This window comes from Acinetobacter populi (genome assembly GCF_002174125.1).
GTDB lineage: Bacteria > Pseudomonadota > Gammaproteobacteria > Pseudomonadales > Moraxellaceae > Acinetobacter > Acinetobacter populi.
Map to the genome: position 1 here is coordinate 511794 of NZ_NEXX01000001.1, position 16004 is coordinate 527797.

Consider the following 16004-nt stretch of genomic DNA (forward strand, 5'->3'; position numbering starts at 1 on the left):
AAATAGAAAAGGCTAAATTTAGCCTTTTCTATCAAAAATGATTATATCTTTCTGTATCTTCGCGCTGCTGCCATACCCATTAAAGCCAACACACTCAACCAGCCCAGACTACCACCACCGCTATTACTCGCACTGCTACTTTCTGTACTAATTAATTTTACTGTTGCAGTATTTGATAATTTTGCATCAGCATCAAAAAACTCGTAAGTAATGGAATAGTTAAACTTATTAAAGCTATTTTTCGGTTTAATCGAAATCTTACCACCATAGCACATGGCTCCAGACTCATCAGGACATGCTCTGCTATATTCGGCAACAATAGTTAAGTTACTGTCAATCGTACCGAATTTTATTGGCGCACTCACCCCATCTGGATAAACATAAAATGCCTTTTTCCCGGCTGGATAATTGATCTGATCCGATGAACCATCACCATTATCGTGATCATTGGCCAATACATCCAGATCAACTTGCTGATCTGTTCCATACTTCATACTATATTCATCATCTACAGCAATCGGTGCAATGTTCACAAAAGAAGCTTGTGCCAAACCAACAGACTGAATTGATGGATCAGACTTTAACTGAATGGTATATTTACAATAACTATAGTCACCAGCAGCCGATTGCTCGTCGTCAGTCCGGTACATGACTAACTGCTGAAGTGTGCTATTCCACTCACATCTGAGCGCTGGATCATTCTCGCTAGGCAGATTATTCACATTTCCAGATGAAAATACATCCTGCCCTGTCCCCAAGACTTCAGCTTTCACCGTATAAAGGTCTGCACTAAACTGTTGAATCACCCGGGAACCATCATTATTCTGGATTTCCTGCGGCACACTATTGGCAAATACATCGAAATAAACCTGACGATATTTTTGCGCTGCTTTGTAATCTATGATCTTTTGAGCATATAGATCTCGCTGAATCTTATAATAGGTCAGGAATTCTGCCTGTGTACTTTTATCATCAAGCAGGTTTTGATAAAAATCTTTTTGTTCGGTAAAACCATCAATTAGTGCAACTTGAGATGAATTGGTATTGGAAAGATCAGAAGCTGAAAGCCGGACTAATTCGGTCGCGCCAATATCACAGGAATTATTATTGCTTTCCAATAATTGCAGACTATCTGCCAATCGTGTAATGCCACGCTGATCTTCACTACTACATGCTGCACTGGTATCACCCAAATTGACCAATGGATTGCTGGCATTACTCTGTAAAAAGTACATCGGCATAAATGCCGTAACATCGGTTGCTGCCTGTAATCCGGTCAGCACTGTTGCCTGAGCAACATTACTTAAATCGACAGTATTGGTATTTTCATCTTTCAAGGTGTCATATGGCATATAGCAATAACCATCACTATTCGCAGATTTAACCAGAGCGTTATACCATAAGCCAACGTTGGCCGTTGCTTTCTCTGCCAGTTCGCCCAGTAAATAACGGCAAGAATAACCTTGATTGTATGCCAATAAATTATATCTTAGCCGCTTCGCACCAATACTGTCATATAGGAAGGTACTATAGGCAATGTTATTCACAATGGTATTGCTAATTAAACTCAAACTACTGCTATTGCTTAGAATTGAACTGGAATTGTTATTCGGCAAGCTATCGCCAGTAAATTTAATGATACTGCCGCCATCACTGGCATTACTTGATGCGGTATTTTCAGCAATGGTATTGGCATTTAATTCAACCGTTGGCTCACCACAAAAATTTAAAACGCTCTTACTGCTAGTACCACCATTTTTAATCACAGAAGAATTGGTCAAGGTAATCGTACGAGGAGTAAAAACCAGATTATCAAGGCAACTCATGCCAAGCACTGCACCTGTAGGTGCCTGATTTTCGGAGAATACACTATCGGTAATACCAACCGCACTATTGATCCCTGCCAGATAAATCGCACCACCATTTTCAGTCGCCGAGGAGTTGTCAATCACCACCCGATTTAAATACAATGTCCCACCCGTTTGGATTGCTCCGCCGCGTGTTGATTTACCTTGTGTCAATCTAAGATTGTTTAAAGTTAAGGTCGCTTTTCCGGCAGTGGTATCAATTAAACCAAAACTACCATTACCTTGAATGGTGCTATTTAACGCAGTCCGCTTAGGATAAGTGCCAGTAATTAAATCCTTTTCATCCCAGTTTGTCGCAGCAGCGCCATAAATACTAACCAAGGATCGTGGTGTCAAAGGTTTGGTAATTTTATAAACACCCGCTTGTAACTGGATAATATCTGTAACACTTGCAGCAGTTTTTCCCGCACTACAGCCACCATAGGCTTTATTTTCATAGGCTGCCGTCAAAGCTTCCCGCAACGAACAGGCATTGGCATTCTCGCCATCTTCATCATCAAAAGTTGTCACATAGATGGTCTTGTCATCAGATGTTGCCGCCATCAATGGAAATGTCGCAAGAACCGAGATTGCGAGCAAGGCTTTTTTATAGTTTTTCATCTTAACGCTCCGTGTTAAGCTTTTGTACGTCGACGTAATGCCAATAACAATAATCCGAAGATGCTCAGTCCACCAAATGAACCACCCGAAACTTTAATTTTATCGCTTTTAAAATCATCTGGTGGGTTTTGAATAATTCTGACTGGAATCACAATATCACGATCTGATTCTGCTTCCGAAAAACGCGAGGCAGTGGTCACAATTCTCAAATTAAACTCATCTAAACCATGCCAGTTGGCGTTGGGCACATAAACCAGCTTTCCATCTTCGTCCAGTGTAAGTTTTCCTTTGGATTGCGGCGTTGCCGAACTTTGTTCAATACGCAGACAACCAATGGTCCATGGATTACCATTTGGATCTTTATCCGTACCAAATACGTTTTTACATTCTTCTGCTGGCAACAACTCGCCATCAGCCAGATTATCGGCAATGCTCATTTCAGCAATTTCGCCATAAAAGATACTTTGACCGACACGAGAGATATTCTCAGAACTAATGACGAGCTCAATCGCGCCAAGATCACAATGCACCGCATTGGCACGTGTCAAGCCACGCTGATCGGTATTTTCACAAGCAAACTGTCCCTGATCAGTACCATCACTATATAGACGACCACGGTTAATGATAGGTGAATCTAGGATTGTTTGATAAATCGATAATAATCTTGGTTTAAAAAAACCTAAAAAGGCATTGTCCGGCGTTTTAAAAGGACATAATAAGCCTTTGGCTGGAGGAAGATTGCAACTACCTTCACTACTTGAACCAGCAAATAATTGATTATTAGGCTGGGTTGATAAATCAATATTTTCGTTGCCAATCTCGCCTGTTCCGCATAACGCACGACTCGCAACCAAATTATTATAAAATAAAGATTGGTCACCCGATGCAAAGCCGCAATCCGCGTTATTGTTCCCAGCCAGAATACTATTGGAAAGATGAGCTTTCCCTTTAGGCGCATCGAAATATAGACCTTTACTATTATCAACAATGGTCACATTATTGGCATAGACCCCATCACGCAAATTCATGAGATAGCCCGTGTTTTTAAACAGGGTACTATTTAAAATATAGGCTGCGCGAGTAAAGCTCTCTGTACCTGTAGTTTCGTCATCAAATGCATTGGTCGAATAGATAATACTGCCATTACTGTCTGTCGCTGTATTATTACGAATGACGCTATAGGTGATTCTGAATAATGGCTGACCTAAATAAAGTGCTGCCCCATTTTTTGCTTTGTTCTCGGTAAGAATGCTGTTATTCATGACCACAGAACCAGCGGAATAGGTATTAGTACCGGCAATCAAACCATCACTATAAATTGCCCCACCCTGATTGGCATAGCCCTGAGAAATTTTTGCATAGGCAATGGTTAAAGCTTCACGATTGTAAATGATGCCACCTAAGTCTGCACAAATATTTGCACTACCACAACCCTGTAAATTGACCTGGGTTAAATACACCGCCAGTTGGCTAATATCGGCCTTACCATCATCAATGGTGAATAAACGGTGATTGCCTGATGCTTTAATTGTGGCATTGTGCAAACCTATACTCGCGGTATCAGACGACAGATCATTATTTTGAGTTTGTATGCTCAGTGCTGCCTTGATTTCTATGGCTTGATCAAGCGTATAGACTTTATCAGATTCTAGTAAAATCGTTGAGGTTGCATCTTCACCGCCACAACCGTTATAACCAGCTTTCTTTTTATCGTCATCACTTAAATACTCATTGACATAAGTAATCGCTTCGCGCAAAGAACAGACATTATCATCTTTGACCACATCTTCTGTGGTCGTGACTTGTATCGTGGCATAGGAATGCCCAGCTAAAAATAACAGTCCAATACCAATGCTCTTTTTAAGCATTCACCTACTCCTTAAGAAATGCCTTATTTTTTGTTTTTTATGGCAAGCACTATGCCAATCCGTTTCCCTACATACTTTCTCACAGCACTGTCAGTGAGACAAGTCAATCTCAGAATTTAATGACTATACTCATCAATCAATGCAAAAATCTGTTTTAACTTTACATTTGAAAGCTTAAGTTGGTCGCCTTTAAGCAATTGCTCAAGTTTTTCCAGCGTTTGTAATAGCGTGGCTGTTTTTTGCGGTCCATGCAATAGCAGGTAATCAACAATTGTCTGTTCAAAATGCAAACCGCGTCTCAGCATAACAGCCTTTAACAGCGCTTGTCGATCATTAAACTGCTGACCATTGGGTATCCGGATACTCACTGCCTGTGTCAGACGGGACTGTAAATCCGGAAATTGTAATTTGAGTTCGGTCGGAGCAAAGCGTGAAGAAAATACCAGTTGCCCTGTTCCCTCATAATTTAAATTAATCAGATGAAAAATAGCTTTTTGCCATTGTGACATTCCATTAATTGCTTCGATATCATCGAGTGCAACCAGATCATAGGTATCCAATGCATGAATTGCTTCTACAGGCGCATCGAGTAATTCCAGCAATGATACATTGATTGCTGTTTTGCCAACATCAAGATAAGAGTCACAAATCGCACTTAATAAATGCGATTTACCTGTTCCAGCTTCACCATAAATATAAAACTGCTTGATTAACCCGGTATGTAATTGTCGAATATTATCAATTACCGGTGCCCAACTTGGACCCGCAAAATCACTTATTTTTGCATCCAAATAAGGTTCAATATCAAGCTGTAATTGACGCATGTTGACCTTACCTCATTTGAGTATCATGGCTATGTTTATTTGGAAACATCATCTTTGTCGGTATCACTTGTCGGTGTGATATCATAATGGGTTTTATCTTGATCCACCGAAGCATGTAAATCAATATTTTCAATGTGTTCAGTTGTGGTAACAGGCTGTCCCCCATATAAGCGACTTTTTTCGTAACTGGCACGGAGATGTCTTAATAATACAACAATTACCGCAGCAACGGGTAAAGCAATCAGCATTCCGGCAAAACCAAGCAATTGTGCCCCAGCAAGTACAGAAAATACGACAGCAACCGGAGACAATCCAATTTTATCGCCCAATAAAAATGGCTGTAAAATGTACCCTTCTACGGCCTGACCAATCATAAATACCAGAAAAACCAGTGCCAGATGAACCCAGTCCATGCCAAACTGTAAAAATGAAGCAATCACTGCTGCAACAATACCCACAGCAAATCCCAGATAAGGAATAATACTGGCTAATCCGGCCACCAAACCAATAATTAATCCAACATGCAGACCGATTAATTGTAATCCCACGGCATAGACCAGACCGAGCAAAATCATCACCAGAAATTGCCCTTTAACAAAAGCGCCAAGTACTTCATGACATTCCCGGGCAATTTGTATCACGCTGCTTTCCATTGGACGTGGAATACTACGACGCATATGTTGCAGCATTTTTTCCCAATCCAACAAAAAGTAAAAGGCAATGATCGGCACAAGTACCAAAGTCCCGCCAATCTGAATAAAGCTTAAGCCCGATTGTGCCAGTCGTACTGCGATATCCTGAATATTATCTACACTATAGTTGGTTTGAATATAATCCATGATCGATACCGATAATTCATCAGTATTGATTTCCATCGGTTCAAGATTAAAGGTTGTCGCAGCCCAAGGTAAAAATGTTTCATTAATCCAGTGAATCATCTCTGGAATATGATCCCGGGCATACATCAACTGTGCCCAAATCATCGGTACCAGAAACCACCCTACCAAGGTCAATCCAACAATAATCAAAATAAAAACCGTCGAAATCGCAAGCCAGCGAGGTAAACCAATTTTTTGCATTTTTTCGACCAGTGGACTAAACAGATAAGCCACTAAAAATGCAATGACGAATGGTAGAACTACGGGTAATAATAAGTAGATCACCCATAAGAAGCTGGCGATTCCTGCAAGGATAAATATTCTTTTTAGCATCGGATCATGCATAATTATGTATCTCAATCATTTTGATGTGTATTTTACTCGCATTAAGTAAAATATTTTTAAAAAAGATAACATTTTATGTGAGAAAAACCATAAGAGTTTTGTAGATTCAGGTATAATCAGCCGCCAATGCGGAGACTTCACTTATGAGCAACTCAACTTCTACTTCAAACGCTGGCTTAAGCTACAAAGATGCCGGTGTCGATATCGAAGCTGGCGACTTACTCGTCGAGCGAATTAAATCGGTAGCAAAACGGACGACACGCCCTGAAGTCATGGGTGGACTCGGTGGTTTTGGCGCATTGTGCAAAATTCCCAAAGGTTATGAAGAACCTGTTTTGGTTTCCGGTACTGATGGTGTCGGAACCAAATTAAGACTGGCACTACAATTGAACAAGCATGACACGATTGGTCAGGATCTTGTCGCCATGTGCGTAAATGACCTTCTGGTAACTGGCGCAGAACCTTTATTTTTCCTGGACTACTATGCAACCGGACATCTCAATGTTGATGTCGCTGCCAATGTGGTTACCGGAATCGGTGTAGGCTGTGAACTTGCAGGTTGTGCATTGGTTGGTGGTGAAACTGCCGAAATGCCGGGCATGTATGAAGGTGAAGATTACGACCTTGCCGGTTTTTCTGTGGGCGTGGTTGAACACAGCAAAATCATTGATGGGTCCAAGGTCAAAACGGGTGATGTACTCATTGGTTTGGCATCAAGTGGTGCACATTCGAATGGTTATTCTCTGGTACGTAAAATCATTGATGTCAAGAATATCGATTTAAATACCGAGCTTGATGGCAAAGCATTAAGTCAAGTGGTGATGGAACCTACCCGCATTTATGTCAAACCTGTACTACAACTGTGTAAACAAGTTGATGTTCATGCCATGGCACATATTACTGGCGGTGGATTACCTGGTAATGTACCTCGTGTCCTTCCAGATGGCTTGCGCGCACGTATTGACGAGCAATCATGGCAATGGCCAGCTTTGTTCAAGTTCTTACAGGAACAAGGACAAGTTGAACAATTCGAAATGTATCGCACCTTTAACTGTGGTGTCGGTATGATCATTGCTGTTGATGCAAACGATGCAAAACGTACCATCGAAATCCTGACCAGTCAGGGTGAAACAGCATGGAAAATCGGTGAGATTGAAGCAGATGCAGCATCAGTAAAAGATGCTGATGAAAAAATTCGTGTCATCTTTGCCTAATTTATGCGTATCGCGGTTCTCGTTTCAGGTCACGGTAGCAATCTACAAGCATTGCTTGATGCAAAACTCTCTGGCGAAATTGTTGGTGTTTTAAGCAACAGAAGCAATGCCTATGCGCTTGAACGGGCCAAACAAGCCAACATTGACACAGCGGTCATTTCCCATCAGGACTTTCCAACACGGGAAAGTTTTGATGCACGAATGCACCAGCAGCTGTTGACATGGCATGTTGATTTGGTAGTACTCGCAGGTTTTATGCGAATTTTGACACCTGATTTTGTCAAAAAATGGGAAGGTCGAATGTTGAATATTCACCCTTCTCTGCTACCTGCCTATAAGGGCATGCATACACATCAGCGGGTTCTCAATACCGGTGATAGATTACATGGTTGTACCGTCCATTTTGTCACAGCCGAACTTGATGCAGGACAAGCTATTGCACAAGCAATCTTATCTGTAAGTTCGCATGATACTATCGAAACACTGGCACAGCGTGTCCATCAACTCGAGCATTTTATCTATCCGCAAGTTGTTCAGTATTTCTGTAGCAAACAACTGATCTGGAATAATCATCAAGTCTATCTTAACAATCAGCCCTTATTAAAACCGATTCGTTTTTTAGACTAATCGTTAAAAACAACTATTCAATTCTCTTCAAGCATAATCTATTTTTCATTATCGACTATTAATTGACCTTATCTATTTTTTTTGAACTCGCCAGTAACTAAAATAATTGAATAAATTTCAATCAAATAACAAAAAACATTGGCTTTCACTACAATTTTGTTAGTTTTTTTTCATAGATCAGTTATATTTAGTACATAGTGAAGAAATCACTACATCTTTACTCATTTTGCATACAGTTTTTACTTTTTAACGAAGCTTAAACAACATTGCAGATGCACTAAAGATTAGTTTAAAACCTCTTTTTCATGGATTGATGACAATGAAAATCAAGACGCTTACTGCTGCACTTGCATGTGCTTTACCTATGACTGGTGCCTTTGCAGCCGCACTGGACCGCTCAGGGCAATCAATTTCTTCTTTTCTACAACCTGGAAATTATGCAGAAGCTGGTATTTCAGTTTTAGCGGCAGATGTTCAGGGTCAAGAAAGTGGTACAAGTGCTACCAACAATAAAATTGATAATATGGCCAAAGACTATTTCTTTGGTAGTGCTGCAATCAAACTTCAACCTACCGAAAATTTTTCTTTCGGTATTATCTATGACCAACCTTTTGGTGCAGATGCAAAATATTCTGGTGATAATGTATTTGTTTCCAATGATTCCAATACAATTTTAGGCGCAGATTCATTAGCTGCACTTAGAGCAAGTACTATTGAGAACACATTTAATGCATTAACAACTGAACAACGAGTGGGCGCAGCTGTACAAGCTCAAGGTTATGATCTAACTACTGCTGCTGGTCAAGCAGCTTATGCGACTGCACTCACCAGTTATAATGCAAGCGAAGCATATAAAAACGCGATTGATACCGCTGTTAAAGCAGGTGTTGCCACCAAAGTTGATGAAGGACTGGCTGGTGTAAATGCACTTTTAGGCAAAGGTGCAACCAATGTTAAAGTGACCACTCAAAATTTAAGTTTCTTGTTCGGTTTCCAACCAAATGAAAACTGGAACTTCTATGCAGGTCCGGTTCTGCAAAAAATTAAGGGTCAAGTTAATTTGCGTGGTCAAGCCTATAGCTTATTTAATGGTTATGATGCTGTTATCCCTGAAGAAGATGCATGGGGCTGGTTGGCAGGTGTTGCTTATCAAATTCCTGAAATTGCCTTAAAAGCATCTTTAACTTATCGCTCAAAAATTGACTATGATATTAATGTTAAAGAAAATATTTCGGCAATCTCTGCACTTAGTCTGTTAGGAATGGATCCGACAACGATTACAGGTACTCCAGGTAAAACCAGCATTACCACACCTCAGTCTGTAAATCTGGATTTACAATCAGGCATCATGGCAGATACCGTTGCATTTGCGAATATCCGCTGGGTAAACTGGAAAGATTTTTCGATTAGACCCTATCAGTTTGGTTTAACATCAGAAGCTGTGGGTCCACTAGTTTCACGGCCGAATGGCTTTAATCTGGTTGAATATTCAGATGATCAATGGTCTGTAACCACAGGTGTAGGACGTAAATTCAGTGATAAATGGGCTGGGAATGTTTCTGTGGGCTGGGATAGTGGTGCCGGTAATCCAGTCACTACACTTGGTCCGACCGAAGGTTACTGGAATGTTGGCTTAGGTTTACAATATAGCCCAGCGCCTAATTACTTTGTTGCCGGTGGTGTAAAATACTTCTGGTTAGGTGATGCCAAAGCGCAAACTGGTGCTCAATCAGGTGGTGAAGAATATGTTGCAAAATTTAGCGACAATAATGCGATCGCTTATGGTTTAAAACTTGGCTATCGCTTCTAAGTTTTCAATTCAATATATTTCACTTTAAGATAAAAAATAGGGCATTTCAAATGCCCTATTTTTTTGCTTATTTTTATATGATTAAGCAGGAATATTGCGTTGTGAGACTGAACGAATCGCTTCTTTTAAAGCATCATAGCCATGAATTGCCGGGAATTGTGGAAACTCGGCAATGACATTGTCTGGTGCATCAAATAAGAAGCCGTGATCAGCTTCACCTAGCATGGTTGTGTCATTATACGAATCGCCTGCGGCAATCACACGAAAATTCAAACCATGTAATGCCTTAACCGCCTGACGTTTTTGATCAGGCTGACGTAGTTTGTACGCTGTCACATTACCTTGTGCATCAGTTTCCAGCTTATGACAAAAAATCGTTGGCCAGCCTAGCTGTTGCATTAATGGATGAGCAAACTCATAAAAGGTATCTGATAAAATAATGAGTTGAAAATGTGTACGTACCCATTCTACAAATTCTTTTGCCCCTGGTAATGGCCCCATTTCAGCAATCACAGCCTGAATATCAGGCAGCCCCAGATTATGTTGTTTTAAAATATTTAAGCGTTGTGTCATCAGCACATCGTAGTCTGGAATATCACGCGTGGTGGCTTCCAGTTCTTTAATCCCAGTTTTTTTGGCAAAATTAATCCAGATTTCCGGGACCAATACACCTTCTAAATCTAAACAAACAATTTCCATGTGACGTTCTCAAAGTTGGCTGATGTTTGCTCGGCATATTATCATAAAGCCTATAATTTATTAACTTAGCACATTAAATTTAATATGATTTTATTTTGAACTGAAAGGCAAATCAGCTGTCGTTAAAAAAGAAATCCGCCCTTAATAGAGCGGAATATCCATCATCGGATCAAGTGTTTTACTCTTCATTCAATAAGGCAGCACTCATTCCTACTGTACTAAATCCACCATCTACATAGAGAATTTCTCCAGTAATCCCTGATGCCCATGGTGAACACAAGAATAAGGCAGCATTTCCTACTTCTTCGATGGTGACATTACGATGTAATGGTGCAGTTTTTTCATTGACATCCAGCATTTTACGGAAAGATTTAATACCACTTGCCGCCAATGTACGAATTGGACCTGCGGAAATTGCATTAACACGAATACCTTCCGCGCCAAGACTTGAGGCCAGATAACGTACGCCAGCTTCGAGAGATGCTTTTGCCAGTCCCATAACATTATAGTTTGGCATCACGCGCTCTGAACCCTGATAAGTCAGTGTCAACAAACAACCTTGGCGGGCTGTTAACAATGGACGGGCTGCACGCGCCATAGCAATGAAACTGTATGAACTGATGTCGTGCGCGATTTTAAATCCTTCACGACTGGTCACTTCAGTAAAGTCGCCATCCAATGTTTCGGCAGGTGCAAAACCAATAGAATGAATCACACCGTCCAAACCATCCCAATGTTGTGCCAGATCAGCAAATGCCTGTTCGATTTGTGCATCATCAGCGACATCACAGGCAAATACGAGATTTGAACCCAATTGTGCGGCAAAGTCATCCACCCTCTTTTTTAATTTTTCATTTGGGTAGGTGAATGCAAGTTCTGCACCTTCCCGATGAAGTGCTTGAGCAATACCATAAGCAATCGATAATTTACTGGCAATCCCAGCAACTAAAAAGCGTTTTCCTGCTAATAACCCTTGACTCATATGAACAATCTCAAACCATCTAAAAACTTATCCATCATGCCGAATATTCACTAGCAAAGTAAAGGTTGAAATCTTCCAAAATTTTGGAAACAAAAAAAATAGCCTTGCGGTTGGCAAGGCTATTTTTCATTTATACGCTAATGCATAAAATAAGTCTCAAGCTTAATCGTTATTGAGTAGCCCGATCAAACGCAGGAAGGAAATATACATCCAGACCAGTGTTGCTAATAAAGCGATCGCACAAACCCATTCAAAACTTTTAGGTGCACCATTAGCAGCGCCATTCTCAATCAGATCAAAGTCCAGAATCAAGTTAAGTGAAGCAATGATTGCAACAAATACAGCAAAACCAATGCCTAACCAAGAACTTTCAAACAATCCTGGAATTGAACTACCAAATGCCAGCGTCATAATCCACTGCACTACAAATACCGCCAGAATGGCAATACTGGCAGAAATCACCACAGCCTTAAATTTCGCTGTAGCTTTAATAATGCCAAAGCGATATAAGGCAAACATGGTTAATGCACTGGCAAATGTTGCCAATAATGCCTGTGATGCAATTCCCGGATAACGCATTTCAAAAAACAGGGAAATACCACCCAGAAATACACCTTCTAGTAATGCATAAGGCACAGCCAGACTTGGTGCAAGATTGGTTTTAAAGGTTGCAATCATTGCCACGACAAAAGAACCAATTGCACCGACTAATAAACCAGCGTTTGCGATGCCATAAGCGCCAGTCATGGCACAATAAATATAAAATGCAACACCGACCAGTGCCGCAATAATGGTAAGCATGACAGATTTTTGCACAGCCCCTTCAACACTCATAGGGTGGCTATAATCTGCCCTGACTTCCACACGAGAAAGAATAGGGTTATTACTTTGCATAAAACTGATGTCCCATTAAACTGATTGTAAATTATAAAATTCAAAACACAACGAAGATACAGCGATGCTGTACCACACTTTATTTAATTGGACCAATGTAGCATAAAACAATGTAAAATTTGTATATTTATTTTATCTCGTAATGCGTTTAAAGATGCCCACTTAAAGTAAGCATCAGTTTAATCGACTTCAAACTATATAGACCCAATATTTTGAATCATAAGATTATTTTTGTTCGACACGAAAAAAGTATTCACGGTAATATTTTAGCTCACGAATAGAATCACGAATATCATCTAAAGCCAGATGGGATGCATCTTTCTTTAAACCACTCATGATTTCAGGACGCCAGCGCTTTGCCAACTCTTTTACCGAAGACACATCCAGATTGCGATAGTGAAAATATTGTTCCAGTTCCGGCATCAATCGATGCATAAAACGGCGATCCTGACAAATTGAGTTACCGCACATTGGAGAAATCTTTGCATTGACCCATTTTTTTAGAAAATCAATGGTTTGTTGTTCGGCATCACGCGCCGTTAACTGACTACGTCGTACACGTTCAATCAAACCCGATTGCCCATGCTGACGTGTATTCCATTCATCCATAGCATTCAAGATTTGATCTGATTGATGAATCGCCAATACTGGCCCTTCAGCGAGAATATTCAGCTCATCATCAGTAATAATTGTTGCAATTTCAATAATCTGATCTTTATCTGTATCTAAACCTGTCATTTCAAGATCAATCCAGATTAAACGTGTGTCGGCAGTGCTGCTCATGAAAATTCTTACTTATCCTGTTTGTTTCACTATACATATTAGCAAAATTTTTTGTTGCACACTGTAAATATACCTGGTCTTCATGCTATTTTTGCCTATTCCAGTTTTTTTATGATGATATCGAGGATGAATGGCTTTAATTCGTAAGCGACGTTTAACCGAACAGCAACAACGCCGTATTGAAAAGCAGCAAAAAAATCGTCAACAAGAATTCGATCATGATTTAGATATCGAAGGTCTGATTGTGCAACATTATGGACGTCAGTTGGAAGTACAAGTCTGCTCATTGCCAAAATCCCCACCTGCCGCACCTCAAATTGTTGAAGGTGAACCCGAAGCCTTCTGGCGTCCCATTCAACTTGGTGATATCTGGCGTTGTCATACCCGCACCAATCTGGATGCATTAATTACTGGTGATCGTGTAACTTGGCAAGCCGACCCTAATACCGGTCTGGGTGTGATCACCGCTCTACATCCGCGTACATCTTTATTAAGCCGCCCTGATCGGTATCATAAATTAAAACCTGTTGCAGCGAATGTCAGTTTAATTGTGATTGTCTTTGCACCCTCACCCGAACCTTCGGCAGGCTTACTTGATCGCTATCTGGTCGCTTGTGAGAATGCTGGTATTCAACCATTATTGGTGCTCAATAAGGCAGATTTATTAAGCGCAGATTCCCAAGCCAAAACATTGCTGGAACAATATCAGCAACTGGGCTATGACACCTGTATCACACAAGCTAATGCAGCCGAAGACAGCCCATATCACCCACGATATTTATCGCAAAAGATTCAAAATCAAACTGTGGTATTTGTCGGGCAATCCGGTGTAGGTAAAAGCTCTTTAATCAATACCATGATTCCAGAAGCTGCACAAAAGACCAATATTATTTCTGAAAACTCAGCACTCGGGCAACACACCACAACTTCGACTCGTTTAATTCAGTTTGGCAAACAGGGTGCATTGATTGACTCTCCGGGGATTCGTGAATTTGGTTTATGGCATTTGAGCGAAAAGAATATTTATGCAGGTTTTCCGGAGTTTGAGCCATTTTACGGGCAATGCCAATTCCGTAACTGTACCCATCAACATGAAAAAAAATGTGCTTTACGCGATGCCGCAGCTCAGGGGCTGGTACTGCAACGACGACTGGATAGTATGAATCGTCTGTTGAATGAACTTGAGGATGCAGAAAAATCTTAAATTGCGATTAAATGCGCTTGAAGTTCGATTTTATAGCACCATATATGCGTTATACTGTGCTCGATTTAGATATTAACATAAGGTGAATTGTGGAACGTTGGTTCGAATTTATGGGTAATCACCCAATTTTGTTTGGCATCCTGGGTGTTTTGATTATCCTATTCTTCGTGTTTGAAAGCCGTCGTAGTGGTCGTAAAATTTCACCACAATCTTTAGGTATCTTAACGAAAGCACAAAATGCCATGCTAATCGATTTACGTGACAGTAAAGACTTTAAACAAGGACATATTAGCGGTAGTCGTAATATCCCTTATAGTCAACTTGAAAAACACGTAGAAGAATTAAAAGCCACTGATCGCCCTTTGATCTTTATTTGTAATATGGGTCAGGTTGCAGGTACTGCATTACAAAAAGTTGGGCATCAGGATAGTTACCGCTTAGATGGTGGAATTATCAACTGGAAAGGTCAGGGTTTACCTTTAGTCAAATCTAAATAAATTGGAGCGTACAATCATGACAGCAAATGTTGTTGTTTATTCTACAACCGTATGCCCTTATTGTATTCGTGCCAAACAATTGCTCGAACGTAAAGGGATTGCATACCAAGAAATTAATTTATCGACCGAACCAGCAGAAGTACGTAGCGAATTGATGCAACGCACCAATCATCGTACCGTACCACAGATTTTTATTAATGATCAATTTATTGGCGGCTTTGACCAGCTTTATGCCTTAGAGCGTCAGGGTCAGCTTGATCAGCTTTTAAACAGCTAAGCACTTACTTTCCATTTAATCAAGGATTTAACAATGAGCGAAGAACAACAAGCAGCACAATCACAACTTGCGCTTGAACGTATTTATGTAAAAGATGCTTCTTTTGAAGTACCTGGGGCAAAAGTATTTACTAAGGAATGGCAACCTGAATTGGGGATTAATCTGTCTTCTGCTGCCGAACAACTTGATCCAACACATTATGAAGTGGCATTAAAAGTTGTGGTCACTGCAACCAATGGCGATGAGACTGCATTTATTGTTGATGTAACACAAGCCGGAATTTTCTTAATTGAAAATGTTGAGCAAGAACGTCTACCTTATATTTTAGGTGCATATTGCCCAAATATTCTGTTCCCTTTCCTACGTGAAGCAGTGAATGATTTGGTCAGCAAAGGTAGCTTCCCACAATTATTGCTTAGCCCAATTAACTTTGATGCTGAGTTTGAAGCGAATATCCAACGCTTACAACAAGCAGATGCGGAAGGTCAGGCTTAATCAAACAAACCTAACCAGATAAACATCTTTCTTCAATTTAAAGTCTGATGTTTTAACGCTAATATTGGTGTAGAAAAAATGGAAATGACAATGATCATTTCCATTTTTTTATGCTTTAAATTCAGTATCTAAAACATCA

The 16004-nt window shown here is 40.3% G+C and carries 15 protein-coding genes; 7 read left to right on the forward strand and 8 right to left on the reverse strand.

What is annotated here, in order from left to right; translation table 11 throughout:
* Positions 1–41: 41 nt before the first annotated feature.
* From CAP51_RS02295 to CAP51_RS02310, 4 genes are all read right to left on the reverse strand, one after another.
* On the reverse strand, positions 42–2468 hold the full coding sequence (locus CAP51_RS02295; RefSeq protein WP_087619132.1) for a CSLREA domain-containing protein: 2427 nt from the start codon (positions 2466–2468) through the stop codon (positions 42–44).
* A 14-nt stretch (positions 2469–2482) separates the two neighbouring features.
* Positions 2483–4336 carry a rhombotarget A gene (gene rbtA, locus CAP51_RS02300; RefSeq protein WP_087619133.1) on the reverse strand — a complete coding sequence of 618 codons (1854 nt, stop codon included), beginning with the start codon at positions 4334–4336 and terminating at the stop codon, positions 2483–2485.
* A 116-nt stretch (positions 4337–4452) separates the two neighbouring features.
* Positions 4453–5160, reverse strand: a complete 708-nt coding sequence (locus CAP51_RS02305) for a DnaA ATPase domain-containing protein (RefSeq protein ID WP_087619134.1) — start codon at positions 5158–5160, stop codon at positions 4453–4455.
* A 35-nt stretch (positions 5161–5195) separates the two neighbouring features.
* The gene (locus CAP51_RS02310) at positions 5196–6383 is read right to left on the reverse strand and encodes an AI-2E family transporter (protein ID WP_087619135.1); all 1188 of its coding nucleotides are present in this window, start codon (positions 6381–6383) and stop codon (positions 5196–5198) included.
* A gap of 143 nt (positions 6384–6526) precedes the next feature.
* Between CAP51_RS02310 and purM the strand changes: the two genes are divergently transcribed.
* The 3 genes from purM to CAP51_RS02325 all read left to right on the forward strand — a co-directional run bounded on the left by purM (position 6527) and on the right by CAP51_RS02325 (position 10034).
* Positions 6527–7597, forward strand: a complete 1071-nt coding sequence (purM, locus tag CAP51_RS02315; protein WP_087619136.1) for a phosphoribosylformylglycinamidine cyclo-ligase — start codon at positions 6527–6529, stop codon at positions 7595–7597.
* A gap of 3 nt (positions 7598–7600) precedes the next feature.
* Positions 7601–8224, forward strand: a complete 624-nt coding sequence (gene purN / locus CAP51_RS02320) for a phosphoribosylglycinamide formyltransferase (RefSeq protein WP_087619137.1) — start codon at positions 7601–7603, stop codon at positions 8222–8224.
* Between the two features lie 319 nt (positions 8225–8543).
* Positions 8544–10034: a long-chain fatty acid transporter gene (locus tag CAP51_RS02325; RefSeq protein ID WP_087619138.1), complete on the forward strand. Its 1491-nt coding sequence runs from the start codon at positions 8544–8546 to the stop codon at positions 10032–10034.
* Between the two features lie 81 nt (positions 10035–10115).
* On the opposite strand, the gene thrH is transcribed toward CAP51_RS02325, so the two are convergent.
* The 4 genes from thrH to orn form a co-directional block, all read right to left on the reverse strand.
* The gene (gene thrH / locus CAP51_RS02330; protein WP_087619139.1) at positions 10116–10733 is read right to left on the reverse strand and encodes a bifunctional phosphoserine phosphatase/homoserine phosphotransferase ThrH; all 618 of its coding nucleotides are present in this window, start codon (positions 10731–10733) and stop codon (positions 10116–10118) included.
* Between the two features lie 178 nt (positions 10734–10911).
* On the reverse strand, positions 10912–11715 hold the full coding sequence (locus CAP51_RS02335) for an enoyl-ACP reductase FabI (protein WP_087619140.1): 804 nt from the start codon (positions 11713–11715) through the stop codon (positions 10912–10914).
* 162 nt (positions 11716–11877) lie between these two features.
* On the reverse strand, positions 11878–12609 hold the full coding sequence (locus CAP51_RS02340; RefSeq protein ID WP_087619141.1) for a Bax inhibitor-1/YccA family protein: 732 nt from the start codon (positions 12607–12609) through the stop codon (positions 11878–11880).
* A gap of 225 nt (positions 12610–12834) precedes the next feature.
* Positions 12835–13392: an oligoribonuclease gene (gene orn / locus CAP51_RS02345; protein WP_087619142.1), complete on the reverse strand. Its 558-nt coding sequence runs from the start codon at positions 13390–13392 to the stop codon at positions 12835–12837.
* A gap of 130 nt (positions 13393–13522) precedes the next feature.
* Here orn and rsgA point away from each other — a divergent pair, with 130 nt between their 5' ends.
* From rsgA to secB, 4 genes are all read left to right on the forward strand, one after another.
* The gene (gene rsgA, locus CAP51_RS02350) at positions 13523–14596 is read left to right on the forward strand and encodes a ribosome small subunit-dependent GTPase A (protein WP_087619143.1); all 1074 of its coding nucleotides are present in this window, start codon (positions 13523–13525) and stop codon (positions 14594–14596) included.
* A gap of 89 nt (positions 14597–14685) precedes the next feature.
* The gene (locus CAP51_RS02355) at positions 14686–15093 is read left to right on the forward strand and encodes a rhodanese-like domain-containing protein (RefSeq protein WP_087619144.1); all 408 of its coding nucleotides are present in this window, start codon (positions 14686–14688) and stop codon (positions 15091–15093) included.
* Positions 15094–15109: 16 nt separating this feature from the next.
* Positions 15110–15370, forward strand: coding sequence for a glutaredoxin 3 (grxC, locus tag CAP51_RS02360; RefSeq protein WP_087619145.1), 261 nt, complete (start codon positions 15110–15112; stop codon positions 15368–15370).
* 33 nt (positions 15371–15403) lie between these two features.
* The gene (secB, locus tag CAP51_RS02365) at positions 15404–15865 is read left to right on the forward strand and encodes a protein-export chaperone SecB (RefSeq protein ID WP_087619146.1); all 462 of its coding nucleotides are present in this window, start codon (positions 15404–15406) and stop codon (positions 15863–15865) included.
* The last annotated feature ends 139 nt before the right edge of the window (positions 15866–16004 follow it).

Coding starts and splice junctions, on each gene's coding strand:
- CAP51_RS02295 (WP_087619132.1), bottom strand. CDS start 2,468: ATGAAAAACTATAAAAAAGCCTTGCTCGCAATCTCGGTTCTTGCGACA.
- rbtA (WP_087619133.1), bottom strand. CDS start 4,336: ATGCTTAAAAAGAGCATTGGTATTGGACTGTTATTTTTAGCTGGGCAT.
- CAP51_RS02305 (WP_087619134.1), bottom strand. CDS start 5,160: ATGCGTCAATTACAGCTTGATATTGAACCTTATTTGGATGCAAAAATA.
- CAP51_RS02310 (WP_087619135.1), bottom strand. CDS start 6,383: ATGCATGATCCGATGCTAAAAAGAATATTTATCCTTGCAGGAATCGCC.
- purM (WP_087619136.1), top strand. CDS start 6,527: ATGAGCAACTCAACTTCTACTTCAAACGCTGGCTTAAGCTACAAAGAT.
- purN (WP_087619137.1), top strand. CDS start 7,601: ATGCGTATCGCGGTTCTCGTTTCAGGTCACGGTAGCAATCTACAAGCA.
- CAP51_RS02325 (WP_087619138.1), top strand. CDS start 8,544: ATGAAAATCAAGACGCTTACTGCTGCACTTGCATGTGCTTTACCTATG.
- thrH (WP_087619139.1), bottom strand. CDS start 10,733: ATGGAAATTGTTTGTTTAGATTTAGAAGGTGTATTGGTCCCGGAAATC.
- CAP51_RS02335 (WP_087619140.1), bottom strand. CDS start 11,715: ATGAGTCAAGGGTTATTAGCAGGAAAACGCTTTTTAGTTGCTGGGATT.
- CAP51_RS02340 (WP_087619141.1), bottom strand. CDS start 12,609: ATGCAAAGTAATAACCCTATTCTTTCTCGTGTGGAAGTCAGGGCAGAT.
- orn (WP_087619142.1), bottom strand. CDS start 13,392: ATGAGCAGCACTGCCGACACACGTTTAATCTGGATTGATCTTGAAATG.
- rsgA (WP_087619143.1), top strand. CDS start 13,523: ATGGCTTTAATTCGTAAGCGACGTTTAACCGAACAGCAACAACGCCGT.
- grxC (WP_087619145.1), top strand. CDS start 15,110: ATGACAGCAAATGTTGTTGTTTATTCTACAACCGTATGCCCTTATTGT.
- secB (WP_087619146.1), top strand. CDS start 15,404: ATGAGCGAAGAACAACAAGCAGCACAATCACAACTTGCGCTTGAACGT.